The 23,493-nt window shown below is 43.4% G+C and carries 16 protein-coding genes and 1 tRNA gene; 6 read left to right on the forward strand and 11 right to left on the reverse strand.

The window, feature by feature from the left end; translation table 11 throughout:
• The first annotated feature begins 14 nt into the window (after positions 1-14).
• Together V7K40_RS02910 and V7K40_RS02915 are read left to right on the forward strand one after the other, a co-directional pair.
• Positions 15-854 (forward strand): prephenate/arogenate dehydrogenase, encoded by an 840-nt coding sequence (locus V7K40_RS02910; RefSeq protein WP_334956672.1) that lies wholly within the window; start codon positions 15-17, stop codon positions 852-854.
• 238 nt (positions 855-1,092) lie between these two features.
• Entirely contained in the window at positions 1,093-1,386 is a 294-nt protein-coding gene (locus tag V7K40_RS02915) for a hypothetical protein (protein WP_334956545.1), read from the forward strand.
• Positions 1,387-1,536: 150 nt separating this feature from the next.
• Here V7K40_RS02915 and V7K40_RS02920 read toward each other — a convergent pair whose 3' ends face one another.
• The 5 genes from V7K40_RS02920 to V7K40_RS02940 all read right to left on the reverse strand — a co-directional run bounded on the left by V7K40_RS02920 (position 1,537) and on the right by V7K40_RS02940 (position 9,257).
• Positions 1,537-2,049, reverse strand: coding sequence for a DUF3122 domain-containing protein (locus V7K40_RS02920; RefSeq protein WP_334956547.1), 513 nt, complete (start codon positions 2,047-2,049; stop codon positions 1,537-1,539).
• A 47-nt stretch (positions 2,050-2,096) separates the two neighbouring features.
• On the reverse strand, positions 2,097-2,261 hold the full coding sequence (locus tag V7K40_RS02925; RefSeq protein ID WP_334956549.1) for a hypothetical protein: 165 nt from the start codon (positions 2,259-2,261) through the stop codon (positions 2,097-2,099).
• 150 nt (positions 2,262-2,411) lie between these two features.
• Positions 2,412-8,030, reverse strand: a complete 5,619-nt coding sequence (locus V7K40_RS02930; RefSeq protein WP_334956551.1) for a translocation/assembly module TamB domain-containing protein — start codon at positions 8,028-8,030, stop codon at positions 2,412-2,414.
• A 593-nt stretch (positions 8,031-8,623) separates the two neighbouring features.
• Positions 8,624-8,842 (reverse strand): hypothetical protein, encoded by a 219-nt coding sequence (locus V7K40_RS02935; protein WP_334956553.1) that lies wholly within the window; start codon positions 8,840-8,842, stop codon positions 8,624-8,626.
• A 271-nt stretch (positions 8,843-9,113) separates the two neighbouring features.
• Positions 9,114-9,257: a hypothetical protein gene (locus V7K40_RS02940; RefSeq protein ID WP_334956554.1), complete on the reverse strand. Its 144-nt coding sequence runs from the start codon at positions 9,255-9,257 to the stop codon at positions 9,114-9,116.
• Between the two features lie 103 nt (positions 9,258-9,360).
• Between V7K40_RS02940 and cobN the strand changes: the two genes are divergently transcribed.
• On the forward strand, positions 9,361-13,728 hold the full coding sequence (gene cobN / locus V7K40_RS02945) for a cobaltochelatase subunit CobN (RefSeq protein ID WP_334956556.1): 4,368 nt from the start codon (positions 9,361-9,363) through the stop codon (positions 13,726-13,728).
• Between the two features lie 9 nt (positions 13,729-13,737).
• Positions 13,738-14,850, forward strand: coding sequence for a peptidoglycan-binding protein (locus V7K40_RS02950; protein WP_334956558.1), 1,113 nt, complete (start codon positions 13,738-13,740; stop codon positions 14,848-14,850).
• A 132-nt stretch (positions 14,851-14,982) separates the two neighbouring features.
• Here V7K40_RS02950 and V7K40_RS02955 read toward each other — a convergent pair whose 3' ends face one another.
• From V7K40_RS02955 to lipA, 4 genes are all read right to left on the reverse strand, one after another.
• Positions 14,983-15,438 (reverse strand): transcriptional repressor, encoded by a 456-nt coding sequence (locus V7K40_RS02955; RefSeq protein WP_104906331.1) that lies wholly within the window; start codon positions 15,436-15,438, stop codon positions 14,983-14,985.
• 900 nt (positions 15,439-16,338) lie between these two features.
• Complete coding sequence (gene sigC / locus V7K40_RS02960) at positions 16,339-17,589, reverse strand: RNA polymerase sigma factor SigC (protein ID WP_334956560.1); 1,251 nt, start codon at positions 17,587-17,589, stop codon at positions 16,339-16,341.
• Between the two features lie 689 nt (positions 17,590-18,278).
• Positions 18,279-19,205 carry an NAD(P)H-dependent glycerol-3-phosphate dehydrogenase gene (locus V7K40_RS02965; protein WP_334956562.1) on the reverse strand — a complete coding sequence of 309 codons (927 nt, stop codon included), beginning with the start codon at positions 19,203-19,205 and terminating at the stop codon, positions 18,279-18,281.
• A gap of 58 nt (positions 19,206-19,263) precedes the next feature.
• Entirely contained in the window at positions 19,264-20,142 is an 879-nt protein-coding gene (lipA, locus tag V7K40_RS02970) for a lipoyl synthase (protein WP_334956564.1), read from the reverse strand.
• Positions 20,143-20,278: 136 nt separating this feature from the next.
• Here lipA and V7K40_RS02975 point away from each other — a divergent pair.
• Positions 20,279-20,352, forward strand: a tRNA-Pro gene (locus V7K40_RS02975).
• Positions 20,353-20,930: 578 nt separating this feature from the next.
• On the opposite strand, the gene cas12k (V7K40_RS02980) is transcribed toward V7K40_RS02975, so the two are convergent.
• Both cas12k (V7K40_RS02980) and cas12k (V7K40_RS02985) read right to left on the reverse strand, forming a co-directional pair.
• Positions 20,931-21,641, reverse strand: a complete 711-nt coding sequence (cas12k, locus tag V7K40_RS02980) for a type V CRISPR-associated protein Cas12k (protein WP_334956566.1) — start codon at positions 21,639-21,641, stop codon at positions 20,931-20,933.
• 221 nt (positions 21,642-21,862) lie between these two features.
• Positions 21,863-22,930 (reverse strand): type V CRISPR-associated protein Cas12k, encoded by a 1,068-nt coding sequence (cas12k, locus tag V7K40_RS02985; RefSeq protein WP_334956568.1) that lies wholly within the window; start codon positions 22,928-22,930, stop codon positions 21,863-21,865.
• A 120-nt stretch (positions 22,931-23,050) separates the two neighbouring features.
• Here cas12k (V7K40_RS02985) and V7K40_RS02990 point away from each other — a divergent pair, with 120 nt between their 5' ends.
• The gene (locus V7K40_RS02990) at positions 23,051-23,212 is read left to right on the forward strand and encodes a hypothetical protein (protein ID WP_298907570.1); all 162 of its coding nucleotides are present in this window, start codon (positions 23,051-23,053) and stop codon (positions 23,210-23,212) included.
• Positions 23,213-23,493: the final 281 nt, after the last annotated feature.

Here is a 23,493-nt window from a genome sequence, read left to right on the forward strand (position 1 = left end):
TGTCAAAATCAAAAATGAATATTGGGATTTTAGGACTGGGACTGATAGGCGGATCTTTGGGTTTTGATTTGCGATCGCAAGGACATCATATCTTAGGAGTTAGTCGCCGTGAAGCCACGTGTCAAAAGGCAGTTGCCCTCGGCACTGTTGATCAAGCATCAGTTGATCTGAGCCTGTTAGCAGCTGCAGAGGTTGTATTTATTTGTACACCCTTAGCGCTTATTGTGCCCCAATTAGAACAGTTGAGCGCTCATTTGTCTAGCGCTACCGTCGTGACTGATGTGGGTTCGGCGAAAGCACAGATAGTCAAGGCGATTTCTCCCCTTTGGAATAATTTTATCGGCGGTCACCCAATGGCGGGAAAAACAGACAGTGGAATAGAAGCTGCACAGCGGTATTTATTTGTTGATAAACCTTATGTATTAACACCAATAACTACAACACCAACTAGTGCAATTACGGTGGTGGAAGAAATTGTGCGATCGCTTGGAGCGAATATCCACTATTGTCAACCAGAGCAACATGACCGAGCTGTTAGTTGGATTTCCCATTTACCTGTAATGGTCAGTTCCTCGTTGATTGCTGCTTGTTTGAGTGAAACTGACCCTGATGTTTTGCAATTAGCCCAAAAATTTGCTAGTTCAGGTTTTCGGGATACCAGTCGTGTGGGTGGTGGGAATCCAGAGTTGGGTGTAATGATGGCACGGTATAATCGTCAAGCATTGCTGCGATCGCTGCAACAATATCGTCACAATCTCGATGAGTTGACTAACTTAATTGAGCAGGAAAATTGGGCTGTTTTAGAGCAAAAGTTGAAATCAACGGGGAAGGCACGACCTAATTTTGTTGAATAGTTGTCGGGTGCGTTAGGTTATTGATAACGCACCTATTTCAACATTTAGTGAGTTAATTGCTTAATTGATTTTGAATGCTTTTTAAGGTAATTGATCAAGTCGGGTGGCTACTTTGTTGTCAAATCAATAAAGATAGCTATTTAGTAATTCTAACAATAAAATCTTTAAAAAATGCTACTTGACAGTTTGATAGTAACCGAACTGATATACTATACAGATAAATTTACAAAAATCAACAATGGTAGAACGCCCAATCAAGAAATCGGAACGTCAGTCTCAAAAAAGTACTGACAACAATACCGAAAATTCGGATTCTATACCTCCTATTGAATCCAACCCCAAAAGCTCGAAACCAAGCCGTAATCGCTCGTCTGATACAGGAAAAAAAGCATCCTCTGGGAATGAAAATAGGCAGCAGGGTAATCCTGCTCTAGCGCGTGGTCCAAAACCCGTTAAACCTCCAGCCCCGAAAGTCAAAACAGAAGAACTTGAAACCGAGTCAGAATCTATCTCTGAGGAGTCTCAAGACTAACATTACAAGTGCTGCGTGTGATGTGGGAGGCTATAAGCATATGAAGACTGGGATTTCTGGCTCCGAAGGCAGCGATCGTGCCCCACATCACCATTAGGTTATTCTTATGTTGAATGCTTTTATATTAAACTTTACTATTGGTGCATAAAATCAATCAATGTCTGTAACTAGCCATTGCCACTCAGTGACTACAGTGTTGGATATGTTGAGAACCAATTGCTGTCCACTAGAGACTGGCACATAGAGTTTGAGCGCATCAGTTGTTGGCAATTTCCGTAAGATATCAGTTAAGTTATATTCACCGACATTAGGGACAGGTGCAATTAGAGCGTATGCATCCGATGCACTCAGCAATTTTCCGGCTGCTGTCTCAATCAACAATGGTTGGGGGTGAGCAATTTCAATGACACCCGGAAAAGCAACCAAGCGTAACCGTAAGTCTTTGAGTGGACTGTTGTAATTCTGTTTGAACAGCAGCACTTGCCAAGCGTATCCTTTTTCATCTTTGATAGATATTTGTGAATGGTAGCGTAAGACACCAGGAGAATCATGGTGTTGACGCAGCAATGCTTGTGCTGATTGTATATTCCATTCACATACAGTTAATGTTAGAAACACTATTAGGGCACAACGCCAGAAATATCGTTGAAATTTTCGCTTCATGCAACACTATAACAATTTGTAATTCTGAATTCTGGATTGGAGCATTTTTATTCAATTATTGTTAATGCATCGGCTGACAATGCGATTGCATCGGCTGACAATGCCATTGCATCGATTGACAATGCGATTGCATCGGCTGACAATGCGATTGCATCGGCTGACAATGCGATTGCATCGATTGACAATGCCATTGCATCGATTGACAATACCATTTCTCTAGAAATTAATTATGCGTCGCTAACCGCAGGGAACGGAAGTCTCCAGGTTTGCGCTACGCGTTGAGATCGACTAAAGCCGCTGCTCAAACTTCTCTGTGCGTCAGATAAAAAAATCTGCTTTATCTACCTGAAAATAGCTGTAATCTAAAATCGGCTTTCATACTCAACTTGGAATTGATTTTCATCCCCCAAATTAGTTGAGCCTCGCATCAAAATTTCGTCATTGAGTCGATAGAGCACATTGTAACGGAAAGACTCATCATTGTTAGAAAGAGCATGTGATAAAGAAACAGATGCGTTTTTATTGATGTCAAACACACCTTCTGCTGATAAATTAAGAACTGAACCGTTCGCTGCTTTATTAGTATTAGTAGTAGGGGTAGGAAATACCCGAAACTCACTGAAACCAATAGCCTGTCCGATCGCAGTGATAGTTCCTTGTAAACCACCTAAAATGGTCGAACTAGCGAAACCAGTCAGCCCTTGTCCTGCATTTGTTTGACCGAAAGAACCCAGAATCGAGCCACCCAGCAGAGCAACTATTTCTCCCTTACTACGGCTAGGTTCACTCGTCAGTTCTAGATTCTCGCTCAATTCACTAGCTGGCCCGTTTACGCTGGCTTGAACGGTAACGGTATTTAAAGTCCCAAAATTGTTTGCAGAAATATCGCTGACTTCAGAAGACAATGGTGATTCCAAAGTTTGACTGTTCCTTGTTGATGCTTCCGGTACAATTGCGGTAAGTCGAACATCAAGAGTAGGGTCAAGTCCAAGACTAGGAGTAAAGCTCGCAGTTTGTTCATAGCCACGCGCCAAGGTGAACTGAGTGGAAAATACGCTCAGTCGTCCTCCTGTCAAACGAATGACTCCTTCAGGAAGCGGCTTGGCTAATGTACCATTAATAGTCAAGTCGCCTTTGGCGTCAAACCTCAATAGGGGCTGACTCAATGCCGCTCCTCCTGGTACAAAGCTCAGTAAAGACTGAGTGGTAACACGAATACCTTTGTCTAAAGTCAACTTTAAATCTGCAAACTCTATAGGTAAATTGGGTGGAGTGACTGCGCTAGTGCTACTCTTTGCTGTAATCACTGGGTTAGAGCTATTCTCTGGTGTAGTAGTTACTGGGTTAGTGCTATTCTCTGGTGTAGGTGTGACGTTAGCATTAACCTCTTCTCTATTTATGACGTTAGCGTTAGCCTCTGCTGTCGCTGCTAATTTTTTCTTCGCAGCAGCCGAGTTTCCAATAATCACCTGACCATTACTCAGTTTAATCTCTCCACCAATTACAGGTTTTAGGGCTGTTCCGCGAATTACGACATCGCCGCCAACACCGCCTTCATACAGTCCTGCAAGCTTAAAATTGAGTTTGTCTGCTATTGATACTGTTAGGGGATTCGCTGCGGCTTGCTGCGGATCAAAAATTGGCAGGATGCCTGATGCTGTTACTTGCCCTTTATTGTACGTGCCTTGGATACCTTCAACACTCACCGTATTACCATTAAATCGCGCTATCCCTGTGACATTTGTTAGGGGATCAGATAAGGCTTGAGTGCGAAAAGTTGCATTATTAAGTGTGGCATTTCCGTTGATAATTGGTTCCTTTAAAGTACCCTGAACGTTTAAATCTACTTTTCCTTGACCGTCTACCCAAGCGACTTGATTGTTGGTAAACACGTTTAACAGTGCCAATCCTTCATTTTGCAGATTAGCGTTGATGCTAATTTGATTGCTATCTGGCTGCACTGCGGCAGAAGGTAATGGAGCAGGTACACTACCTGTAATTGCAAGTGGCTGCGTTCCTGTGACTAGCAAGGTACTGTCAAAATTCAAGCGAGCTTTGTTGTAGTCAAAGTTCACTTGTCCTGTTTGCACAGGTTGCTTGTTGAGAGTTGCATTCGCCAGCGCCACTTGTCCTTGAACTCTGGGGTCTTTTAAACTACCTCCCAAGGTGGCATCAGCATTTACATTACCAGTGATATCTATGGGGTATTTTGCGATAAAAGGCTCTAAAAGTGATAGAGGTAGACTTGCTACATTCAACTTTCCAGATAGTTGCTCAGTTCCTAACTGTCCCGAAAAAGCCACCAGTCCTTGATTGATTCCAACACTCAACGGCGAAAGTGTGACGATCCCATCAGCAAAAGTACCTTGAGCAACGACTTGATTAATCGAGTATTCACCCCATTGCCAATTAGCACCTTGAAAATTAAAGCCGACATTTAACCCAGACTTCAACGAGCCATTAGCTGTAATTCCTCCACTCAAAGCACCCGTTAATTCTGCAAGGGTGGGCAAAGATAAAGATGCGGCTTTTTTTCTTTCTACCTGCTGTTGTTTTGCTACCGATGTTGCAATATTCGAGAAATATGCTAATTGTGTTTTCAAATCTGCATTGGGCAAACTGACAGGCTCAGTATTAAGTACCTCTGCTCCAGCCAACTTCGGAGGCTGTAACCCGGTACCAAAGTCTTTAAAGTCAAAGATATTAAACGCTTGTAAGAGTTTCTCAATTCTGGTTTGGTCTAAATTAGCTTGAACTTGAAATTGCGGGTCATTCCCTGTTTGCACATTTCCACTCAGGGCGATATTGCTATCTGCAATCCGCAACTGACCATTAGCCAAGCTAGCAGTACCATCAGCATAATTGATGGTGCCGCGAAATTCATCTGCTGCGACTCTAGCAACGCGAGGCCTTGCGATCGCAACATCTCCCGCAACTGCATAATTATTCAGATTGACAACTAAATTTCCCGATAATTGCCCCGCAAGTGGTTTCAATTGATTGTTAGGTAAAAAGCCGCTAACAAGAGCTATGGGAAACTGTTGGGCGTTGATGAGTAAGTTATCTCCCTCGGTTCTACCTGTGGTAACTGCCCCATCCCGTTGGACTAAAAATGAAGTTGGGCGATAATCTGCACCCAGGTTAAGCGCAATCCTATCTTGCTTTCCAGCTAGTTGCAGACTTGCTCCCTGTCCCCCTTGAAAATTCACATTTCCAGTTAAAACTGGGTCAAACGCCAAGTTACTGACCTGGAAATTCCGCAGTCGGATATTGCCATTAGCTTGCGGAACATCTGGAGTACCTATGACTTTTCCCTTAAAATCAAGTAGCCCTGCTACCGCCACGTCACCAGGAACTTTAAAGCCAGTATTTTTGAGGTTGAAATTCTGCGCCAGTACATTCAAATTAAATCCCGTAATTTCGGGTGCGCCAGTTGGTGGAGTTTGAACAGCGATCGCCCCATTAGCACTCAATCCTGAGGTAGTTGCGTTTTCAACGATAATCTGCTGTCCATTCCACTGCACTTGCGCTGTCAGCGGTTGTGCTAGCAGTGCTAACCCTTGGGAAACCCGGATTTGTCCGGCGGCTCGAATATCTGCAAGCTGGAAAGATTTTGCTGTGCCTGCGAATTGGATATTACTATTGAGCCGTCCTCCCAATTGTGGTGAGAAACGGTTGAGTTGAATTTGGGAAGTGTTAGCAAGCACTTGCCAGCGACCACGATTAAAGCTAACATTCCTGAGATTAACCGTACCTCCTGCTACATTCAGCCTTGCCTGTCCTGTGGCTTGAATGGTTGAGGGTTGGAAAGAAGCAGTGCTTCCTGACAAATTCAAGGCGACATTGCTTAAAACTCCCTGGAACTGGGGTGGTATCTCTCCAAAACGGCTCAATTGCAGTTGTTGGGTATTCACAAAAGCCTGCCAGCGTTGTTGTACAACTTGACCCCTAGCCCTGATTACACCGCCTGCCACGTTCAACACAGCATTTGGCAAGAGGATATTCTGCCCTTGTTGAGTAACAACAGCTTCACCTCTAATGGGATAGGTGGCTGTGGGCGCTTGCACTAGCGTTACTGCTTGCAGGTTGCCAAGTGAGCCGGAAATCCTGCTATTTGCCGATACATTCCCAATGGTGATGGAGGATGAGGAGTTGTATGCTTTAGCGATCGCATCCCCTGGTAAATTTTTTGCTTGTACATTCAACGCCACCCTGCCTTTGGGTGCAAGCTGAAGTTGACCGTTGGCTGTGACTTGCCCTCCCACCTCTGGATTTGCTTGAACGCGAACAACATTGACGTTTAATGGTGTGCCCAGAGAACCAGAAATTTTGGCGTTTGCAGATATACCACCAATATTAATTGGAGTTGAAATACCGTAACCTTGAGCGATCGCATTTCCTGGTAAACCTTGAGCTTGAATACCTATATTTACTTGACCTCGGGGAGCCAGTTGAATTTGACCACTGGCTGTAATTTGCCCCCCTGTTGGCGGCGTCACTTTAACACTAGTAATATCAAGTTTCAAGGGCTTGCCAAGTGAACTAGAAATTTGTGCTTTTGCTGAAACATTTCCAACTGCGATCGGTAGAGTAACGCCATAACCGCGTGCTAGTATATCCCCTGATACACCATCAACTTGAGCATTAAATCTTGCCTCATTTTTAACTCCCAGTTGAGCTTGACCACCGCCTGTGATTTCACCACCAGCTGCGGGGACTATTTTCAGATTGGAAACGGCAAGTTGAGATGCAGTTTTAGATACATTCAAGCGGAAGTCAGTATTGACGGCTTGAATTTGAACACGGTCAACTTGAATAGGTTTTGTATTACTTACTGTACCGCTAAGGACTGGTTGCTCAAGTGCGCCTAGTACCTGAATATTTGCTTGAATTTCGCCAGTAGCTGGGACTGACGAATTCACTTTCAATGTGTCTAAGATATTTTTTGCACTAACTGGTTTTATCTGAGCAGAGACATTAAAACCTGTTTGGCTATTAATTGTTCCATTTGCCTGAATGGGAACTTTGCCAAAGTTCGTATTCAGATTCTCTAAAGCAACTGTCTGACCTTGAAATAGAAATCTCCCATTAAAATTAGAAACCTGCTGAGGAATATTTTGAATTTTAGCAGTGATTTGATTAGCTGTAGCTGTTCCTGTAATCGCTATTTCTGACAGTTTGGGTGGAATCTGAACCCCTAAGTCAGCATCTAAACGCCCTGCTTGCAAGGCAATTGGCAATTGAATTAATCGACTGACCTCTGATACTTGTAAATTTTGTGCTTGCAGCTTGAGGTTAGTTTGTTGAGCTTTTACTTGTGTTTCGCCAACAATTTTAACAGCGCCTCCCCTAGTGAGTTGAGCGTTGATGTCATAACCGATCCTTTGATTTCGATCTGAAAATCGGGCAACACCACCAACTTGATCTAATATTACTGAGCCTTTCGGTTTAGTTGGTGCGGCGAATGGCATCAACTCTACATCACCATCTTGAATTTGAAGTGTCTGCAACTCAGTTTGGATGAAGCCTTGTCCCTCCCCAGCCTTAACTTGCGCTGTAACCCAACGACCATCCTGATCCTGTTGAATGTATACATTGGGCTGAACTAATATCACATTTAATCCCAGTTTTCGGGTGAGGAGAAGTTGCAACGGCGAGAACTGCACCTCCAAAGCTTTTGCTACGACCTGATCTTGATCATTGGGAGTTGCTGGTATCGAAAGAGAGCTAAATCTTAGACTAGAGAGTGAAAAACGTTCAACATTCCCTACTTTTACTGGACGCCCAAGCAATTGCTGAAGATTTTGCTCCACTAATGGTGCTAAATCTTTATATATATAGCTTCTTGCCCACCAAGCACCAACTCCAATTCCAACCAGTAAAACTCCACCCATAGCCAAACTGGTACGTCCTAAGATGAGGAGCCATAAACGACGGTTAGATGGTTTCTGATTATTTTCTGAATTTGGAGAGTGCTTCATTATCGTTATCGTTACCAGTACTTTTTTCTGGAGTCAGCCTAGAGACAGACTAATCGCAGCTGTATCAGCAAGTTACAAGCTATCGTTTCACAATATTAGCCCTTACGCAAGAACTTTCCGGCAAGGCAGTTCTCAATTCTTGGAGAGGCTGCGCCCTAAGCGTTCGCGCAGCGTCTCGAAGAGAAGCTATGCCGCAGGCTTTACGAGACGCTCCCTAAATGCGTCTATGTTATTTTATAATTTTGCGTAATTCCTGAATTTATTTCGAGTCATATAGCAATCCTAAATCATTCGTAAAAAGTTAGATCCCCGACTTCTATGAGAAGTCGGGGATCTAGACACCGTGAATTTTCATAAATCATTTAGGACTGCTATAGATGAACGCTATATTCGCTGATCTGTGATTAGTGAAGTGGATAAAAATTAGTTAGCTTTATCCTGTAATGGATTTACCTATAGTTGAACACCCGATGAACACATAGAACAACGTACTCAATTTACTTTCTGAAATCATATTCCTGGATTTTTTAATGATTCATGAATAATAAGATTCCCAATTTTTTTTATAAAAGTCGGGAATCTGAGCCTTTCGATTACTCTTGGGTGAATCCGTTCAATTCATCATTTGGTTCATCAATCGTTTCCGGTACTAAAGCTGGGTTACTCCTACGTTCTTGTGGTGATTGCTCCCGGATAACATCGTCTATTCTCGCAGGGTGTTTGATTTTGTCTAGTACCTCTGGACTTAATTGCGATGGATCGCCTTCTGGATTCGACTTTTCTGCTTGACTAGGAACTGTTTCCTTATTCATCACTATTTCCCCAAACTTATACACCAAGCTTAAGTTCTTTTGTGGTAAAGTACACACTATCTTGAGACCTATTTCACACAGTGGTAGGTAAAAAGGCGACGTCGAATAGCCTGCCTTTAGACATTGCGCCTTGTAGACCAAAGCTGATTCACTAAACTAAATAGCCTTTACCATAAAAAACGTAAATATTGAATTGAGCGGAGGCGGAGCGTCTTTGGCTTTGCGGTAGACTGGTGGCAGAGATTGCCATAACTGTTTTGCCGATTGACGCTTAGCGATCGCCAATATATACTCCAACAATTTCTCCTGTTGTTGCGTTGGACTTTCGACAAATTGTCATCCACAATTTTGACATTTGAACCGTTGTTTTTCGTAGTGAATGCGTCCATTTTTGACTATATTGTTCGAGTTGCATTTAGGACAGTGCATAGCTTCCGTATTGAACAATACTATGCACTACTACCAAAGTTTGTTTTGATTGTGTACTAACCAACAGTTTAAAACGGTAATACAGCATTATGCATCGGATAAGTAGCACATCAGGTGGATGGAATCAGTCAGAGGGTTTAATTTTTCTAGAACAAACTCCAGCGCCTTTGGTGTTGATTACAGCCGCTGATACCGACATTCAAACTTTAGCAGCTGCGGTTTTGAAATTACCTGCAAGCTTTCCGGCATTAAGAGTCGCCAACCTGTTACAGTTGCAGCAACAATTAAGTGTAGATACTTATGGAGAGCAAGTTTTAGAACTTGCCCAAGTAATTATTTTGCGTCTGTTAGGAGGACGTTCCTACTGGGATTATGGCTTAGAAGTAGTGCAGGAAATTGTACAACGTAATGGTAAAACCCTGATTGTAATGCCAGGGGATGACGCTTTTGATCCCGATTTAATCTCCCTGTCTACCGTGCCTTTGGGTGTTGTTAACCAGGTATGGCAGTATTTTAGCGAAGGCGGCGTAGAAAATTTCGTTAATGCTCTCCAATTTATCTCTGACACTTGCCTGTTAACTGCATACAATCCCCCACTACCCCGGCCAATTCCGCGTGTGGGATTGTATGAATGGGAAGTAAGTAATGGGGAGTGGGGAGCAGGGAGCAGGGAGCAGGGAGCAGGGGAGCAGGGGAGCATGAGAGCAGGGGAGCATGAGAGCAGGGGAGTGTTAGAACTTGATTCATCCACCTCGGAACTGGATGAATCCACCTTTGATACTCGTTCATCCACCTCGGAACTGGATGAATCCACCTTTGATACTCGTTCATCCACCTCGGAACTGGATGAATCCACCTTTGATACTCGTTCATCCACCTCAGAACTGGATGAATCCACCTTTGATACTCGTTCATCCACCTCGGAACTGGATGAATCCACCTTTGATACTCGTTCATCCACCTCAGAATTGGATGAATCCACCTTTGATACTCGTTCATCCACCTCGGAACTGGATGAATCCACCTTTGATACTCGTTCATCCACCTCAGAACTGGATGAATCCACCTTAGAACATCAAAGCTTCCAATGCCCTATCCCCAAAGTCGGCATTCTTTTCTACCGTGCCCATTATTTAGCGGGAAATACTAAGGTAATCGATGCTTTATGCAAAGCCTTGGTACAGAAAAATTTACAACCAGTGCCAGTGTTTGTTTCCTCGTTGCGTGAACCAGATGTTCAGGCTGAGTTGAGTGAATTTTTCCAACCCAAAGAAGCCGAATCAATAGCTGTGCTGCTAAATACCACCAGTTTTTCTCTAGCACGCTTGGAAACCGAAACACCCCAAATCGACCTGTGGCAAAAATTAGATGTGCCTGTGTTGCAGGTAATCCTCAGTGGCGGGTCAATTGAGCAGTGGGAGTCACAGTTTCAAGGGCTTTCTCCCCGCGATATTGGGATGAATGTAGCCCTACCAGAAGTAGATGGGCGGATTATTACTCGTGCTGTGTCTTTTAAAGAAGTGCAAACTCGTAATCCCCATCTAGAGACAGATGTGGTAATTTATGAACCAGTGAGCGATCGCATCGAGTTCGTTGCTAAACTAGCAGCAAATTGGGCGCGTCTGCGTGACAAACCACCCCAAGAACGGCGAATTGCCCTAATTCTGGCAAACTACCCCAACCGGAATGGACGCCTCGCTAATGGTGTGGGACTGGACACCCCAGCTAGTTGTGTAGAAATCCTACAAGCTCTACATCTGGCTGGGTATGAAGTAGAAAATTCACCTGCTCAAGGAGATGAGTTGATTCAACGGCTGACAGATGGTGTAACAAATGATCCGGAAGGTCGAGAATGGCTTCCGGTACACCAAAGTGTCTCTTGGGAAGAGTATCAAAAGTATTTCGCTTCTTTACCGCTAGCAGTGCAGCAGGGTATTAGTGAGCGTTGGGAAATGGGAGAGCAGGGGAGCAATCAAGAATTCTTCCCCTCTGCCCCTGTGCCCCCCTGCCCCTCTGCCTCTTTCCCCGTTCCCGGAATTCAACTCGGCAACGTTTTCGTGGGAATTCAGCCAGCAAGGGGTTATGATAATGACCCCAGTTTGAATTATCATGCGCCGGATTTAGAACCAACCCATGCTTATTTAGCTTTCTATTATTGGGTTAGAGAATGTTTTGGTGCTGATGCTGTGGTTCATGTGGGCAAACACGGAAATCTAGAATGGCTACCCGGTAAAAGTGTGGCTTTATCCAGTAATTGTTATCCAGAAGTAGCTTTCGGCGCACTTCCCCACCTGTACCCGTTTATTGTGAATGACCCTGGTGAAGGTTCCCAAGCCAAACGTCGCGCTCAAGCGGTGATTATAGATCATCTAACGCCGCCGATGACTCGTGCGGAACTCTACGGTTCTTTGCAACAGTTAGAAAATTTAATTGATGAATATTATGAAGCGGAAAGTTTAGATCCTTCTCGTTTGCCAGTGATTCGCGATCGCATCCGCGAACTGGTGATCAAAGAAAATCTCCATCTAGATTTAGGAATCCAAAATGAAACAGAAATTTTTAATTCTGTTAGCGCAGCGTTAGCGAGTCCGCGAGCGTCATCCTTAATTTTGAATTCTATCGGTGGCTATCTTTGTGAATTGAAAGAAGCCCAAATCCGCGATGGGTTGCACATTTTTGGGCAATGTCCCGAAGGACGCCAGCTACGAGATTTAATAGTAGCGATCGCTCGTATACCCAATCGCTATTCTTCAGGTATTACCCGTGCCATAGCCCAAAATTGGGGTCTAGACTTCGATCCCCTCACAGCAGATTTGTCAATGACTAGTGGTGAATACTCAATAGTCAATGGCACAGAATGCCGTACCCTTGGTGATATCGTCGAAGTCCTAGAAGAACACGCTGCCCTTCTAGTAGAAAAACTAATAAATCAGGACTCTTGTACAGACGCGATGAATCGCGTCTCCTCCCCCAGCACAGACGCGATGAATCGCGTCTCCTCCCCCAGCACAGACGCGATGAATCGCGTCTCTACCTGGATACGCGATCGCCTACTTCCGGCTTTACAACAAACCCACCAAGAAATTACCCACTTATTACACGGACTTGATGGCGGTTACGTCCCAAGTGCCCCAGCCGGCGCACCCACGCGCGGTCGCCCAGAAGTTCTACCAACTGGGAGAAACTTTTATTCTGTGGATATTCGCGCCATTCCCACAGAAACAGCTTGGGATATCGGTAGGAAAGCCGCTGAAACCCTGGTTGAATATTACACTCAAGAACATGGTGAATATCCCAAAACACTAGGCTTATCAATGTGGGGAACTGCCACCATGAGGACTGGGGGTGATGATATTGCCGAAGCGTTGGCTTTACTTGGAGTCCAACCTGTGTGGGATGGTGCAGCGCGGCGAGTAGTGGATTTTGAAATTTTGCCCTTGGCGATTTTGGGGCGTCCCCGGGTAGATGTCACCTTGCGAATTTCCGGATTCTTCCGGGATGCTTTTCCCAACTTAATTGATTTATTCGCTCAAGCAGTGTCAGCAGTTGCAGACTTAGATGAACCGCCAGAACAAAATCCCCTCGCGGATGCAGTTCGCCAAGAAACTGATTTGTGGACAAAACAAGGATTAACTTTAGAAGCAGCAGTGGTACGATCGCGCTATCGCATCTTTGGTTCTCGTCCAGGTGCTTACGGCGCCGGACTCCAAGGTTTAATCGAATCGCAAAACTGGACAGATGACCAAGATTTAGCTCGCGCCTACATCAACTGGAGTTCTTACGCCTACTCTTCAGGAAGCGGAGCAGAGGAGCAGGGAAGCAGGGGAGCAGGGGGAGCAGAAGAGGATAAAATCTCCAATCCCGAATCCCCAATACCTAATCCCGAAGCCTTCAAGCAACGCTTGGGGCAAATGCAAGTTGTGCTGCACAATCAAGACAACCGTGAACACGACCTACTCGATTCTGATGATTATTACCAATTTCAGGGTGGCTTAACAGCGGCAGTGCGTTCTCTACAGGGAAAAAATCCCCAAACTTATTTTGGTGATAATTCCATACCCGCCCAACCACGCGTTCGCCAACTGAAAGAAGAAATCGCACGGGTGTATCGTTCTCGCGTAGTTAATCCCAAGTGGATTGCGGGAGTCATGCGCCACGGTTACAAAGGTGCTTTTGAAATGGCAGCGACTGTGGATTATCTATTTGCCTACGATGCAACAGCTAAATGTGTAGAAGATTATATGTATCAAGGCATAGTACAAGCTTACTTGCTCGATCCAGTTGTCTCGGAATTTATTCAGCAAAAGAACCCTTATGCACTACGTGATATTGCTGAAAGATTATTAGAAGCACACAAGCGCAATTTGTGGGAAAATGTAAATATAGGAACATTAGAAGCTTTGAGGAACCTAGTACATCAAGCTGAAGCACTGATCGAAGAAAAATCAATGGTGTAGGAAATAAATATGGAGAATCTTGCGTATTTGCACTTAGCTTTCGCCTATGAAGACAGCACACCCAGTGAATTGGTCTTCCTCAGCTCTTTGTTTAACAAAGCAGCTGCACCAGATTGGAAACGGCTTTCTGGTAGGGCTTGGAAGTATATGTTGCCCCTTGCTCTGTCTTTGTCCATTCTTGGCGCTCTCAGCAGCGTCATGGCACTGGAAAGAGGCGATCAAGGCCCTTCTGTCAGAAATATACAACAACAGTTGAAACGAGCAGGCTTTTATCAAGCTCCAGTTACTAAAGTATATGACGTATCCACAGAAGAATCTGTGCGGCGCTTCCAAAAGGCCGCTGGTTTACCAGTGGACGGCATTGTTGGAGGAAGTACCCTCCAAAAATTAGAAAACTGGCAAGCCAAAAAATCCAGTTCTACGATTACACTAGCCAAAAAGCCCAGCACTAATAATAGTTCAACTAGTTCAGCAACTAGCCAGCGTCGTAATCCCAATTACCTTGCCAAGGGGGATGAAGGTGAAGATGTCAGGGTTTTGCAAGAACGCTTAAGAATTGCAGGCTTTTATTACGGAAACGCCACAGGGATATTTGGTCCAATTACCGAAGAAGCTGTCCAGCGCTTCCAAGACTCTTACAAATTAAGCGTTGATGGGATTGTTGGCCCAGCAACATTACGTAAATTGCCGGGAATTGGCATTGGTGATGGAGAAGAGGCTCCTACAAAGGTAGTCAATCGAGATAAACTCCGTGTAGGCGATCGCGGTGAGCCAGTTAGAATTGTTCAAGAACAATTGATCCAGGCAGGATATTTAGAGGGAGAGCCAAATGGCTATTATGGCCCCTACACTGCAAATGCTGTAAAGAGATTTCAGACAGCTAATCACTTGGCAGCAAGTGGCGTTGCTGGGCCAACTACCCGATCTAAGTTATATAGCTCAGTTAATACTGCTAGCAAAAGCGAGTTTAATACCCTGGAAATCCAAACGCGACTACGGGAGCGGGGTTTTTATAAAGGCAAGCTGAACGGTGTGATGGCAGATGACACCAAAAAAGCGATTAAACAAGCCCAAGAGTTCTATGGCATCAGTCTCAAGGATGTTAAGAGCGGACGCTTTTAGCATCCGCTTTGGCGTTGTTAGTATCAGTCCTCAACTGGTTGCTTGCCTCCAGTAATACCAAATTACGAACTGCTCAAAATTCCACTTATTTGGTTAATTTGAGTAGTTTCGTCTTGTTATCCACCTAAGTAGCTAAAGCGGCATCAGTGCCCGTTGGCACTTAGGACACACTGCATGGATGGTCATTTGACAGTCAAGCAGGTGAAAACCTTCTTTTTGAGCGGTTTTCGCCCCAATTTTTAAAATTGAGTCGTTTTTAAACTCAATAGTTGAGTTGCACCGGACACAGATTAGGTGATGGTGGTGATGGGGATAGGGCTGGTTGATCTCATAATGCTTATGTCCCTCGCCCAGTTCTAGTTCCCGTAAAATTCCCATCCTTGCCATCAACTTCAAAGTCCGATAAATAGTTGACAGACTGATCCCTTCACCATCAGTTTCTAGCCGATGATAAAGATCCTCCGCACTCAGATGTTCACCTTGCGGAAGTTCTTGAAAAATGTGTAAAATTGTTTCGCGCTGGGGAGTTAAACGCCAACCTCGGTCGTTCAATTCTGCCTTAAGTGAAGTAGTCGTGTAGACAGTCATACTAATATTTCTCAACAAAGCCTGTTAGTTGAGAATATAACAAATATTTGGAGTGATTTGCAACAATCATTCTCTATTGATAATTATTACTAAATATTTAAGAAATATTCATTAAATCTTGATCAAAATTCAAGTAATAAACTGTAGTGCATTTAATTTGCATACAGTTAATAGTTAGGATACTTGTAACGATTGTATCCCTTGACTTTGAATTTTGAATGAGTGAGTTTTGAATTGCTTAGTTGATCCCCACCTTCAAGATATCTGAGCAAAGGCCTGGGGAAACTCTTGTACTATTAAATGCAAATTATTTGCTACAAGTCTCTAAGCTCGACTTTATCGATTTTTTGACAACGCTCAAGCTGAGGCTGAAACCTTTGTGGGACGGTAGTTTTACTTTTTCGATTTCAGCGATAATCAGTGACATGGAAAAAGTTTTTGCCGGATAAAAAGAACCAAGTTCTTAATTTTGGATAAAGTTGAGCTTAAAGGATGTTTGAAAAGTATCGTTATTAACATCAAAACTCTCGAAACCTAACCCCTCTACCCCCCTTCCCTATTGTTAGCGTTGGCGAATGCAAGAGCGTCTTTAAAAGTTGCCTCTGGTACAGAAGCGGCCGAAGTGCGGGAATGGGGGTTTCAAAGCCTCTCAAGAGCAGGAAAAAAATGGAAGTAAGGTTGACTTTCCAAACATCCTCTAAGCGGCTTTTGATCTAGGATCAAATCAGTCCTTTATCCCTAGTACAGCGGGCGCATAAATCCACCTACCATCTCAATTAACAAGACTTGGGGCTTAACAAGGGGCAAAATTCCTTATTAAAGGTAGGCAAACTGACGCCACAGTGTACTAGTCATTTGTCAAGTGCAGTTTTTTAATGACAAATGACTAATCACAAATGACTAAGTTAGAGACTCCAAATAGTCGCGGATGAGGTTGCGTCGCTTGGGTTGACGTAGCTTTTGCAAAGCCTTGGATTCTATTTGTCGGACTCGTTCCCGCGATAAGTCAAGAGCGCGGCCAATTTCTGCTAAAGAATAAGGATGACCATCTGCTAAACCAAACCGCATCAAAATTACATCGCGCTCCCGGCTAGTCAAATCTGACAGAAGATGATGCAAGTCTCTTTGTAAAGATTCTCGCATTAACATTTCTTCTGGGGTTACACTGTCAGTTTCGAGTAATTCTCCTAACTCAGTGTCTTTATCCTTGCCTACTTTGGTTTCTAAAGAAACGGAGCGAGGCACCCGCAACAAAACTTCTCGGACTTGGGTTGGTGTCATCTCTAACTCAGTAGCTAAATCTTCTAGAGTTGGGGTGCGACCTTTTTCTTGAGCAATTTTGCGTTGGGCCTTTTTGATTTTATTTAACTTTTCGGTAATATGGACAGGGAGGCGGATGGTGCGACTAGAAGTTGCGATCGCCCGGGTAATTCCCTGACGAATCCACCAGTAGGCATAGGTACTGAAGCGGTAACCCTTAGTTGGGTCAAATTTTTCTACAGCCCGCTCTAAACCCAGTGTGCCTTCTTGGACTAAATCCAACAATTCCAAACCGCGATTTTGATACTTCTTAGCAACAGACACAACTAGGCGAAGATTAGCCTTAATCATGTGTTCTTTTGCTTGGAGTCCTTGGGACTGAATTTGCTCCAATTCTTCTACTGTCAACTTGGCAATTTCCGCCCAGCGACGTTTGCCATCTGCCAAAGTCGGTCTGAGATCTGATAGAATTATGCCAGCAGTGGCAGCCCACCTTTCTAAAGATGGGCGATGTCCTAGTTCCGAGGTCAGACGCTCCTGAACTTCAACTAACTTCTGATAGGGCGTAATAACTTCATCCCCTTGCTTGGCGGCGTTAGCAAGCACTATCCGCATCCGCAAGTAGCGCTGGACTTTTTGAGCTTCTGAAACCTCTTCATCGCGCCCTAACAACCGAACCCGACCAATTTCCTGAAGATATAGACGTACTAGGTCTGTACTCCGACGGTTAGTGTTAGTAGCAAAGTTAGCATGCTCAACAGAAGCTATCTCTAGTTCCTGTAAATCATCTACCGATAACTCACTCTCATCAACCGTGAGATCCGAGTCCAAAGTCTGGGGGGACTTTTTGGTATTGTAGGGGGCATCTGCATAAAAAGATGTTGCTGGCATAAAGATTGTCTCAATGGCTCCAGGTAACAATAGAGTACGGTCAGCTTAGATTACGGTCAGCTATTCAACTGTTGCTATTGTTCCCGTGATTTACGATGAACTAACACGGTTGAAGGTTCCATTACAATTTTTTTAGAAATTAACTGGAATGGTTTTATTGGATACAGTATTACTGAACTTAATCGGCTGCTAAACTTTTGATTGAACCAATAGCTATTCAAATCCGCAGCTAGGTTTTCAATATTTAAACTACTTAGTTAACATTTCAACCTTGAAGATTACTGATAGTAATTTTTATAATAGGGTATAAAATACTTCAGTAAATATCATGTTTATAATTGGCATAGTCACATTTACATGGCTATAAAAGTAATATCCTGACGATTTACCAATTTTTTCTCAGGATAATTGAGGTATAAGTATAACTAATAGATATCAGCGAAGTGATTAGTATTAACGGCAAAAATTATATTGACACAGAGAGAGTGAGACACAGAGAAAATTCCAGCGCTCGGAACTTTGAAAGGCGCGGAGAATGAAAATTTCACCATGTCAGTTTTAACCCATGAATTTCAACTTGACAGACTACTAGTACAGTGGGCGCATAAATCCAGCTACCATCTCAATTAACTAGACAACAAAGGGCAAAATCCCTTGTTAAAGGTAGACAGACTTCCGCGCCCGCTACACTAGTAGTTGTACTCTGGCTTTATATCTCGCAGCATCAGTTCATCAAGCGCTTGTCTGGGTGTAACTTCATCCTGAAGTAACCGATAAACTTGCTCGGTAATCGGGACAGGAATGTTTTGTTGCTTGGCTCGTTGCATTAAAACCCGACAAGTGTTCACTCCTTCAGCAGTTCCTTGTAAATTTGCAAGAATTTCAGTGAGTGTCTTACCACCAGCTAGCTGGTAGCCGACTTGGTAATTACGACTTAAGGGACTATTGCAAGTTGCTAACAAATCTCCTAGACCCGATAAACCATAAAATGTTTCCGTCTTTGCACCCCAGTTGTTACCGATGCGAACCATTTCTGTAAGTCCACGAGTGACTAAAGCAGCTTTGGCATTGGTTCCTAGTTGTAAACCATCGCACACACCAGCTGCGATCGCAATGACATTTTTCAGTGTTCCCCCCAGTTCCACGCCCAAGGGGTCGGGATTGGTATATACCCGAAAACGTTGAGAAGAAAATACTAACTGCACTACTTGAGCAGCCGTGGGAATGTTACTGGCTACCACCGTTGCTGCTGGTAATTCTAGTTGAATTTCTTTAGATAAATTAGGCCCAGACAGGACAACCACTGCATGGTTAGGGAATACTGTTTGCCAAATTTGCGACGGCGTACAGGTGGTTTGAGGGTCCAAACCTTTCGTCGCTGTGACAAAAATTGTCTCTGGAGAAAGGGGGAAAGACTGAACTTGGGAAGCAACATCCCTCACACCAATCATCGAGATCGCGGACAGGACTATTTGGACATCTTTTAAAACTGCTTGGATTTGAGAACCTTGACGCGACCAGACGCGCACCCTATGACCATTCGCTGCGGCGAGATTTGCTAGAGATGCACCCCAAGCACCCGCACCAAGAATTGCTACAGATTTTGGATTAGTCATTAATCAAGAGTCTCCCCATCACCGCATCCTCTTAGCTCACCAATCTAAAATCTAAAATCTAAAATTGGCTGCGGGGATAACGTTCCATTAATTCCCTAACTTTTTCTGCATGATATGAGCTTCTTGTCAATGGAGAAGAAACAACTTGTAAAAATCCGATTTCTTCGCCGAATGCCTTCCAAGCAGCAAATTGTTCTGGGTGGATAAATTCATTTACAAGTAAATGTTTTTGACTCGGTTGGAGGTATTGCCCGATTGTCAAAATGTCGCAATCTACAGTTCGCAAGTCTTGCATGACTTGGCGGATTTCGGCATCAGTTTCACCGAGTCCAACCATGATCCCGGATTTAGTGTATGTGCTCTTGAGAACTTGACCAGAGCGCTGCAATAATTCTAATGTGCGATCGTAGTTTCCTTGGGGACGCACCCGGCGATACAGGCGTGGAACAGTTTCCGTATTGTGGTTTAATACCTCTGGCGCAGCTTGTAGAATCAACTCTAGAGAATTCCAATTACCGCACAAGTCAGGAATTAGCACCTCAATTGTGGTGTTGGGTGAAACAGAGCGAACCGCATTAATACAGGCCACAAACTGAGATGCACCACCATCAAGCAAGTCATCTCGATTTACAGAAGTGATTACCACATGATTAAGTTTCATGCGGTGAACAGCTGACGCTAGTCGTGCAGGTTCCGTGGGGTCTAGTGGTTTGGGTTTTTTCTCAAAATCAATATCGCAGTAGGGACAAGCGCGTGTACAAGCTGGACCCATAATCAAAAACGTGGCAGTTCCGGCGTTGAAGCATTCACCAATATTCGGACAGGACGCTTCCTCACAAACTGTATTGAGGGCTAAATCCCGCAAAATGTCTTTAACGTTACCGATGCGCTCACGCCCAGGTGCTTTCACCCGCAACCAGTCTGGTTTTACAGTCACAATCCGCTTTTACCACTAGAGTTATACAAATTTAATCGTAGCAAGCAAAGCCTTAGATAAAGTGATCATATATAGATGTAATTCTGTCATTTGGCACGGGTTGTGATATTCTTAAGTGATAATGCCATTTTTCTGGCGGGATGTGGCGCAGCTTGGTAGCGCACTTCGTTCGGGACGAAGGGGCCGCTGGTTCGAATCCAGTCATCCCGATTCTGTTGAAACGCAAGATATTGCTCTTGATACGTTTTACGCCGATACTTTCAACCCACCCCTAGCCGGAATGGTTGTTGAAACCCCGCCGCCTAGACCCCTTGCAAATAAAGCTTTCCAGATACAAATTTGGCATATCTCTGAAAAAGCTTCCTTTGTCGCATATCAAAAAACTAAATCAACTGACATACTTGTTTCTGAAGTTAAGACATTACAAGGGTTTTAAGATTTTGGCAGGACTCCAGGGATTTTGCCCCCGCTTCGACATGCCAAAAAAATATTTGAGAGGGTTCCCCCGACGAAGGGGGTGATTCAGTAGTCACCACTGTAGTAATCTACACCGTCATGAATAACGGCTACAGCTAAAAGCCTTACTCCTTATTGCTGGGAGCGCACCTATTCCATCTATAGAATTCTACAGATGGCAGCATCAGAAGCGGGCAGCTACCAGGTCAGAAAGCATGACAGTCTGACAACCGCCAAACTAACCCAGATTTATCACAGTACAGCGGCTCAAAAGAGCATGAACTGCGGCGCTGTTATAACAATATTATATTTTCAAGGTTCGGATCAGTGAGTTAAATTAAAGTGGCTTGACGTTCTTGGTATGCAAAGACGGCTAAATCTCGCGCTTTTTCTTGTGGACTGCCTCTGATTGACTGTGTACCAATTTCAGTAGAAATTCCGGCTTTTGAAGCTTGGGATTTAATACTCTCAATTAATCGACCGTAACTCCAGCGATGAACGCTCATACGATATTCTTTGGCGTATTTTTGTTGAGCTTCCTTGTAACCAGGACATTTCTTCTCTGCTCTGGATTGGATTTCACTACTGATTTGCTCACGCATATCGCGGAGTTTTGGGATAACTATGCTGCCAGCTTGATAGGTTTTAGCGATCGCAATTATCGCATCAGCCAATAATCTATCTATATATTGCCCTAACTCTGATTCACCAAAGGAGTTGGGTGCATTCTGTTTCTGAGCTTTGTGGCGTTCGTGCGAAAGACGTTGCTGTTGTTGTCGCTGGCGGTTGAGAAGATTGTAGCGTTTGCCCAGTAGTTGTTTAACACTGCGATAAGTTAGAACTTTATTGTTGGCAGCATCTATCACAGCAACGGTTGCTGGTTTATCTAGTTCCAAGCTGACACCAACCAGAATATTAGATTTTCCTTGATACAAGGGTTTAGTGGGAAGATTAGGGAAGGGGTTGTTAAGTTTTTGCCTCGTAGTTAATTCTTTTGTTAGCCGAGTTACCTGATTCTTATTTAAACAACCTTTTTGTTCCATTTTGCTGATGTTTTTTCAGCCTGGTTGATTTTTTCAAGAGGAACCAGTTCTGATTCTTCTTGTGTCCACAACCGTGTTTATACACAGCACTGAAGAATCAATTGGTAGGTTTTCCACGGCTCTTGTGTACCTTTTTGTTCCTGCCAGAGCAAACACCCAGAACGTAGAAGAAATAGCCCAGAAGAATATATTTTTTCGTCATCATGCCAAATTTGCCAGTCTTAACAAAAGCGTTGAAAATAGTGAAGCTGGCGAGAATCACAATAAACCTCAAATAATCGTTCATTCATTCGTCTATTTATACCATTAAATTTGAAAAAGATACGACATTTATCATTTGTCAACCAAGTTAGGTCTGTATTGGTTTCATAATCAACAGGATATGGCATATAGCTATTTCCTTTCAGGAGTCTAGCTTGCCAAGATTTAGCTTCATCTTCATTCTCAGGGACTTTATTAACCACTTCTGACAAAGTTTCTAGCCATTTTTCTCCTGTTAAATCTCGTCCTTTGGGTTTCCGACTTTTGATTTGATTTTTTAAGCGTTCAAGTTCTATTTCTTTTTTACGCCTACTCTTAGCATATTGGTCGGGATCTTCATCAATCTCACTGACCTGACAGTTATTTTTGAGTAGATAGGCAAGAGCGCACCGAGATAAACAGTCTTCTGTTTTATCGTAAATATCAAATAATCCATTGAAAACTGTCGTGTTTGAAGAGTCTTTTTTATTATTTTTAGTATTTTTGCCTTTTTTTGTTTTGGATTGCTTATTTTTATTCTGAGTGAACTTAGCAACAAATGAAGTCAAAATTTCAGTAGCTTTGACCTTAATAACATCTAAGCTACATTGACTTTCTTGCTGTAATTCCATATCACTCTTGAGCATCTTTAGCCAACGCTCTTTTCCTTCTATTTGGCGCTGTCGTCGCTTTTGTAAGGCGAACCAAGACTTGTAAACTTCCTTGACTAGAGTAACTGCTGATGTGTAAAAACGACCTTGCTGGTCAGCAAAGCGCTCTTGCTTTTTGAGAGAGTCGCATATTATTTCGATAGTGTCTTTAGGCATTTCACCTTTTTGTAACCAAGTCTCGAAATCAGGATGTTTGGCTAGCTGTTCCAATAATTCGTTAATCAGTGGTGTGTTTTTCTCAGCCATTAGTTCCCACAGGAGGCGGAGGCTGTTTTCATCACCAATAAGACGACATTGAATAGTGATAACGCTCATGGTGTGTTTAACTGTGTGGCGTTGATGAAAGTTGCTCTTAAAGTCTTTGACTTGTTTAGTCACCTACTTTAATCATAAGCGCAATAGCTTAAAAGCGCAATAGCTTAAAAGCTTTGTAGCTCAAATGTATTTTTATTAAAATGCTGTGCCAAAATTAAGCCCGAACAAAGACTTGGTATTGGGATGACTGAAGAAACACGAGAGGTTCGGGGAAGAATCCCTAAAAGTTTAAAAATTGCATTCGAGATTGCCTGCGCCCGTCTGGAAATAACTCAGACAGCAGCATTGGAGGAGGCTATTAAGGAATGGTTGAAAAAATATGAGTCTACGTCTAGTGACAAATAGAGTCAGTTAGAAGCAATAGACGTTTTATTTGGATTAACTAATTCTTCGTAATGGCCGCTATATTCTGGAACCATTTTGGTTCCGGTAATTCCTATCAAAATCCTCAATAGACTGTGCAATGCGATCGCAATTTCTCATCACATCTGACTACCACAATCACATATAAGTCTGACTAACTGGGCTGAAATTTATAGTAATACTCAGTATTAATACTAATGCAATTCCAAAAATGTATTGCTACATTTTGAACATATAAATTGGTATACTTGCTCATGCATATA

The organism is Nostoc sp., from assembly GCF_036917195.1.
Taxonomy (GTDB): Bacteria; Cyanobacteriota; Cyanobacteriia; order Cyanobacteriales; family Nostocaceae; genus Nostoc.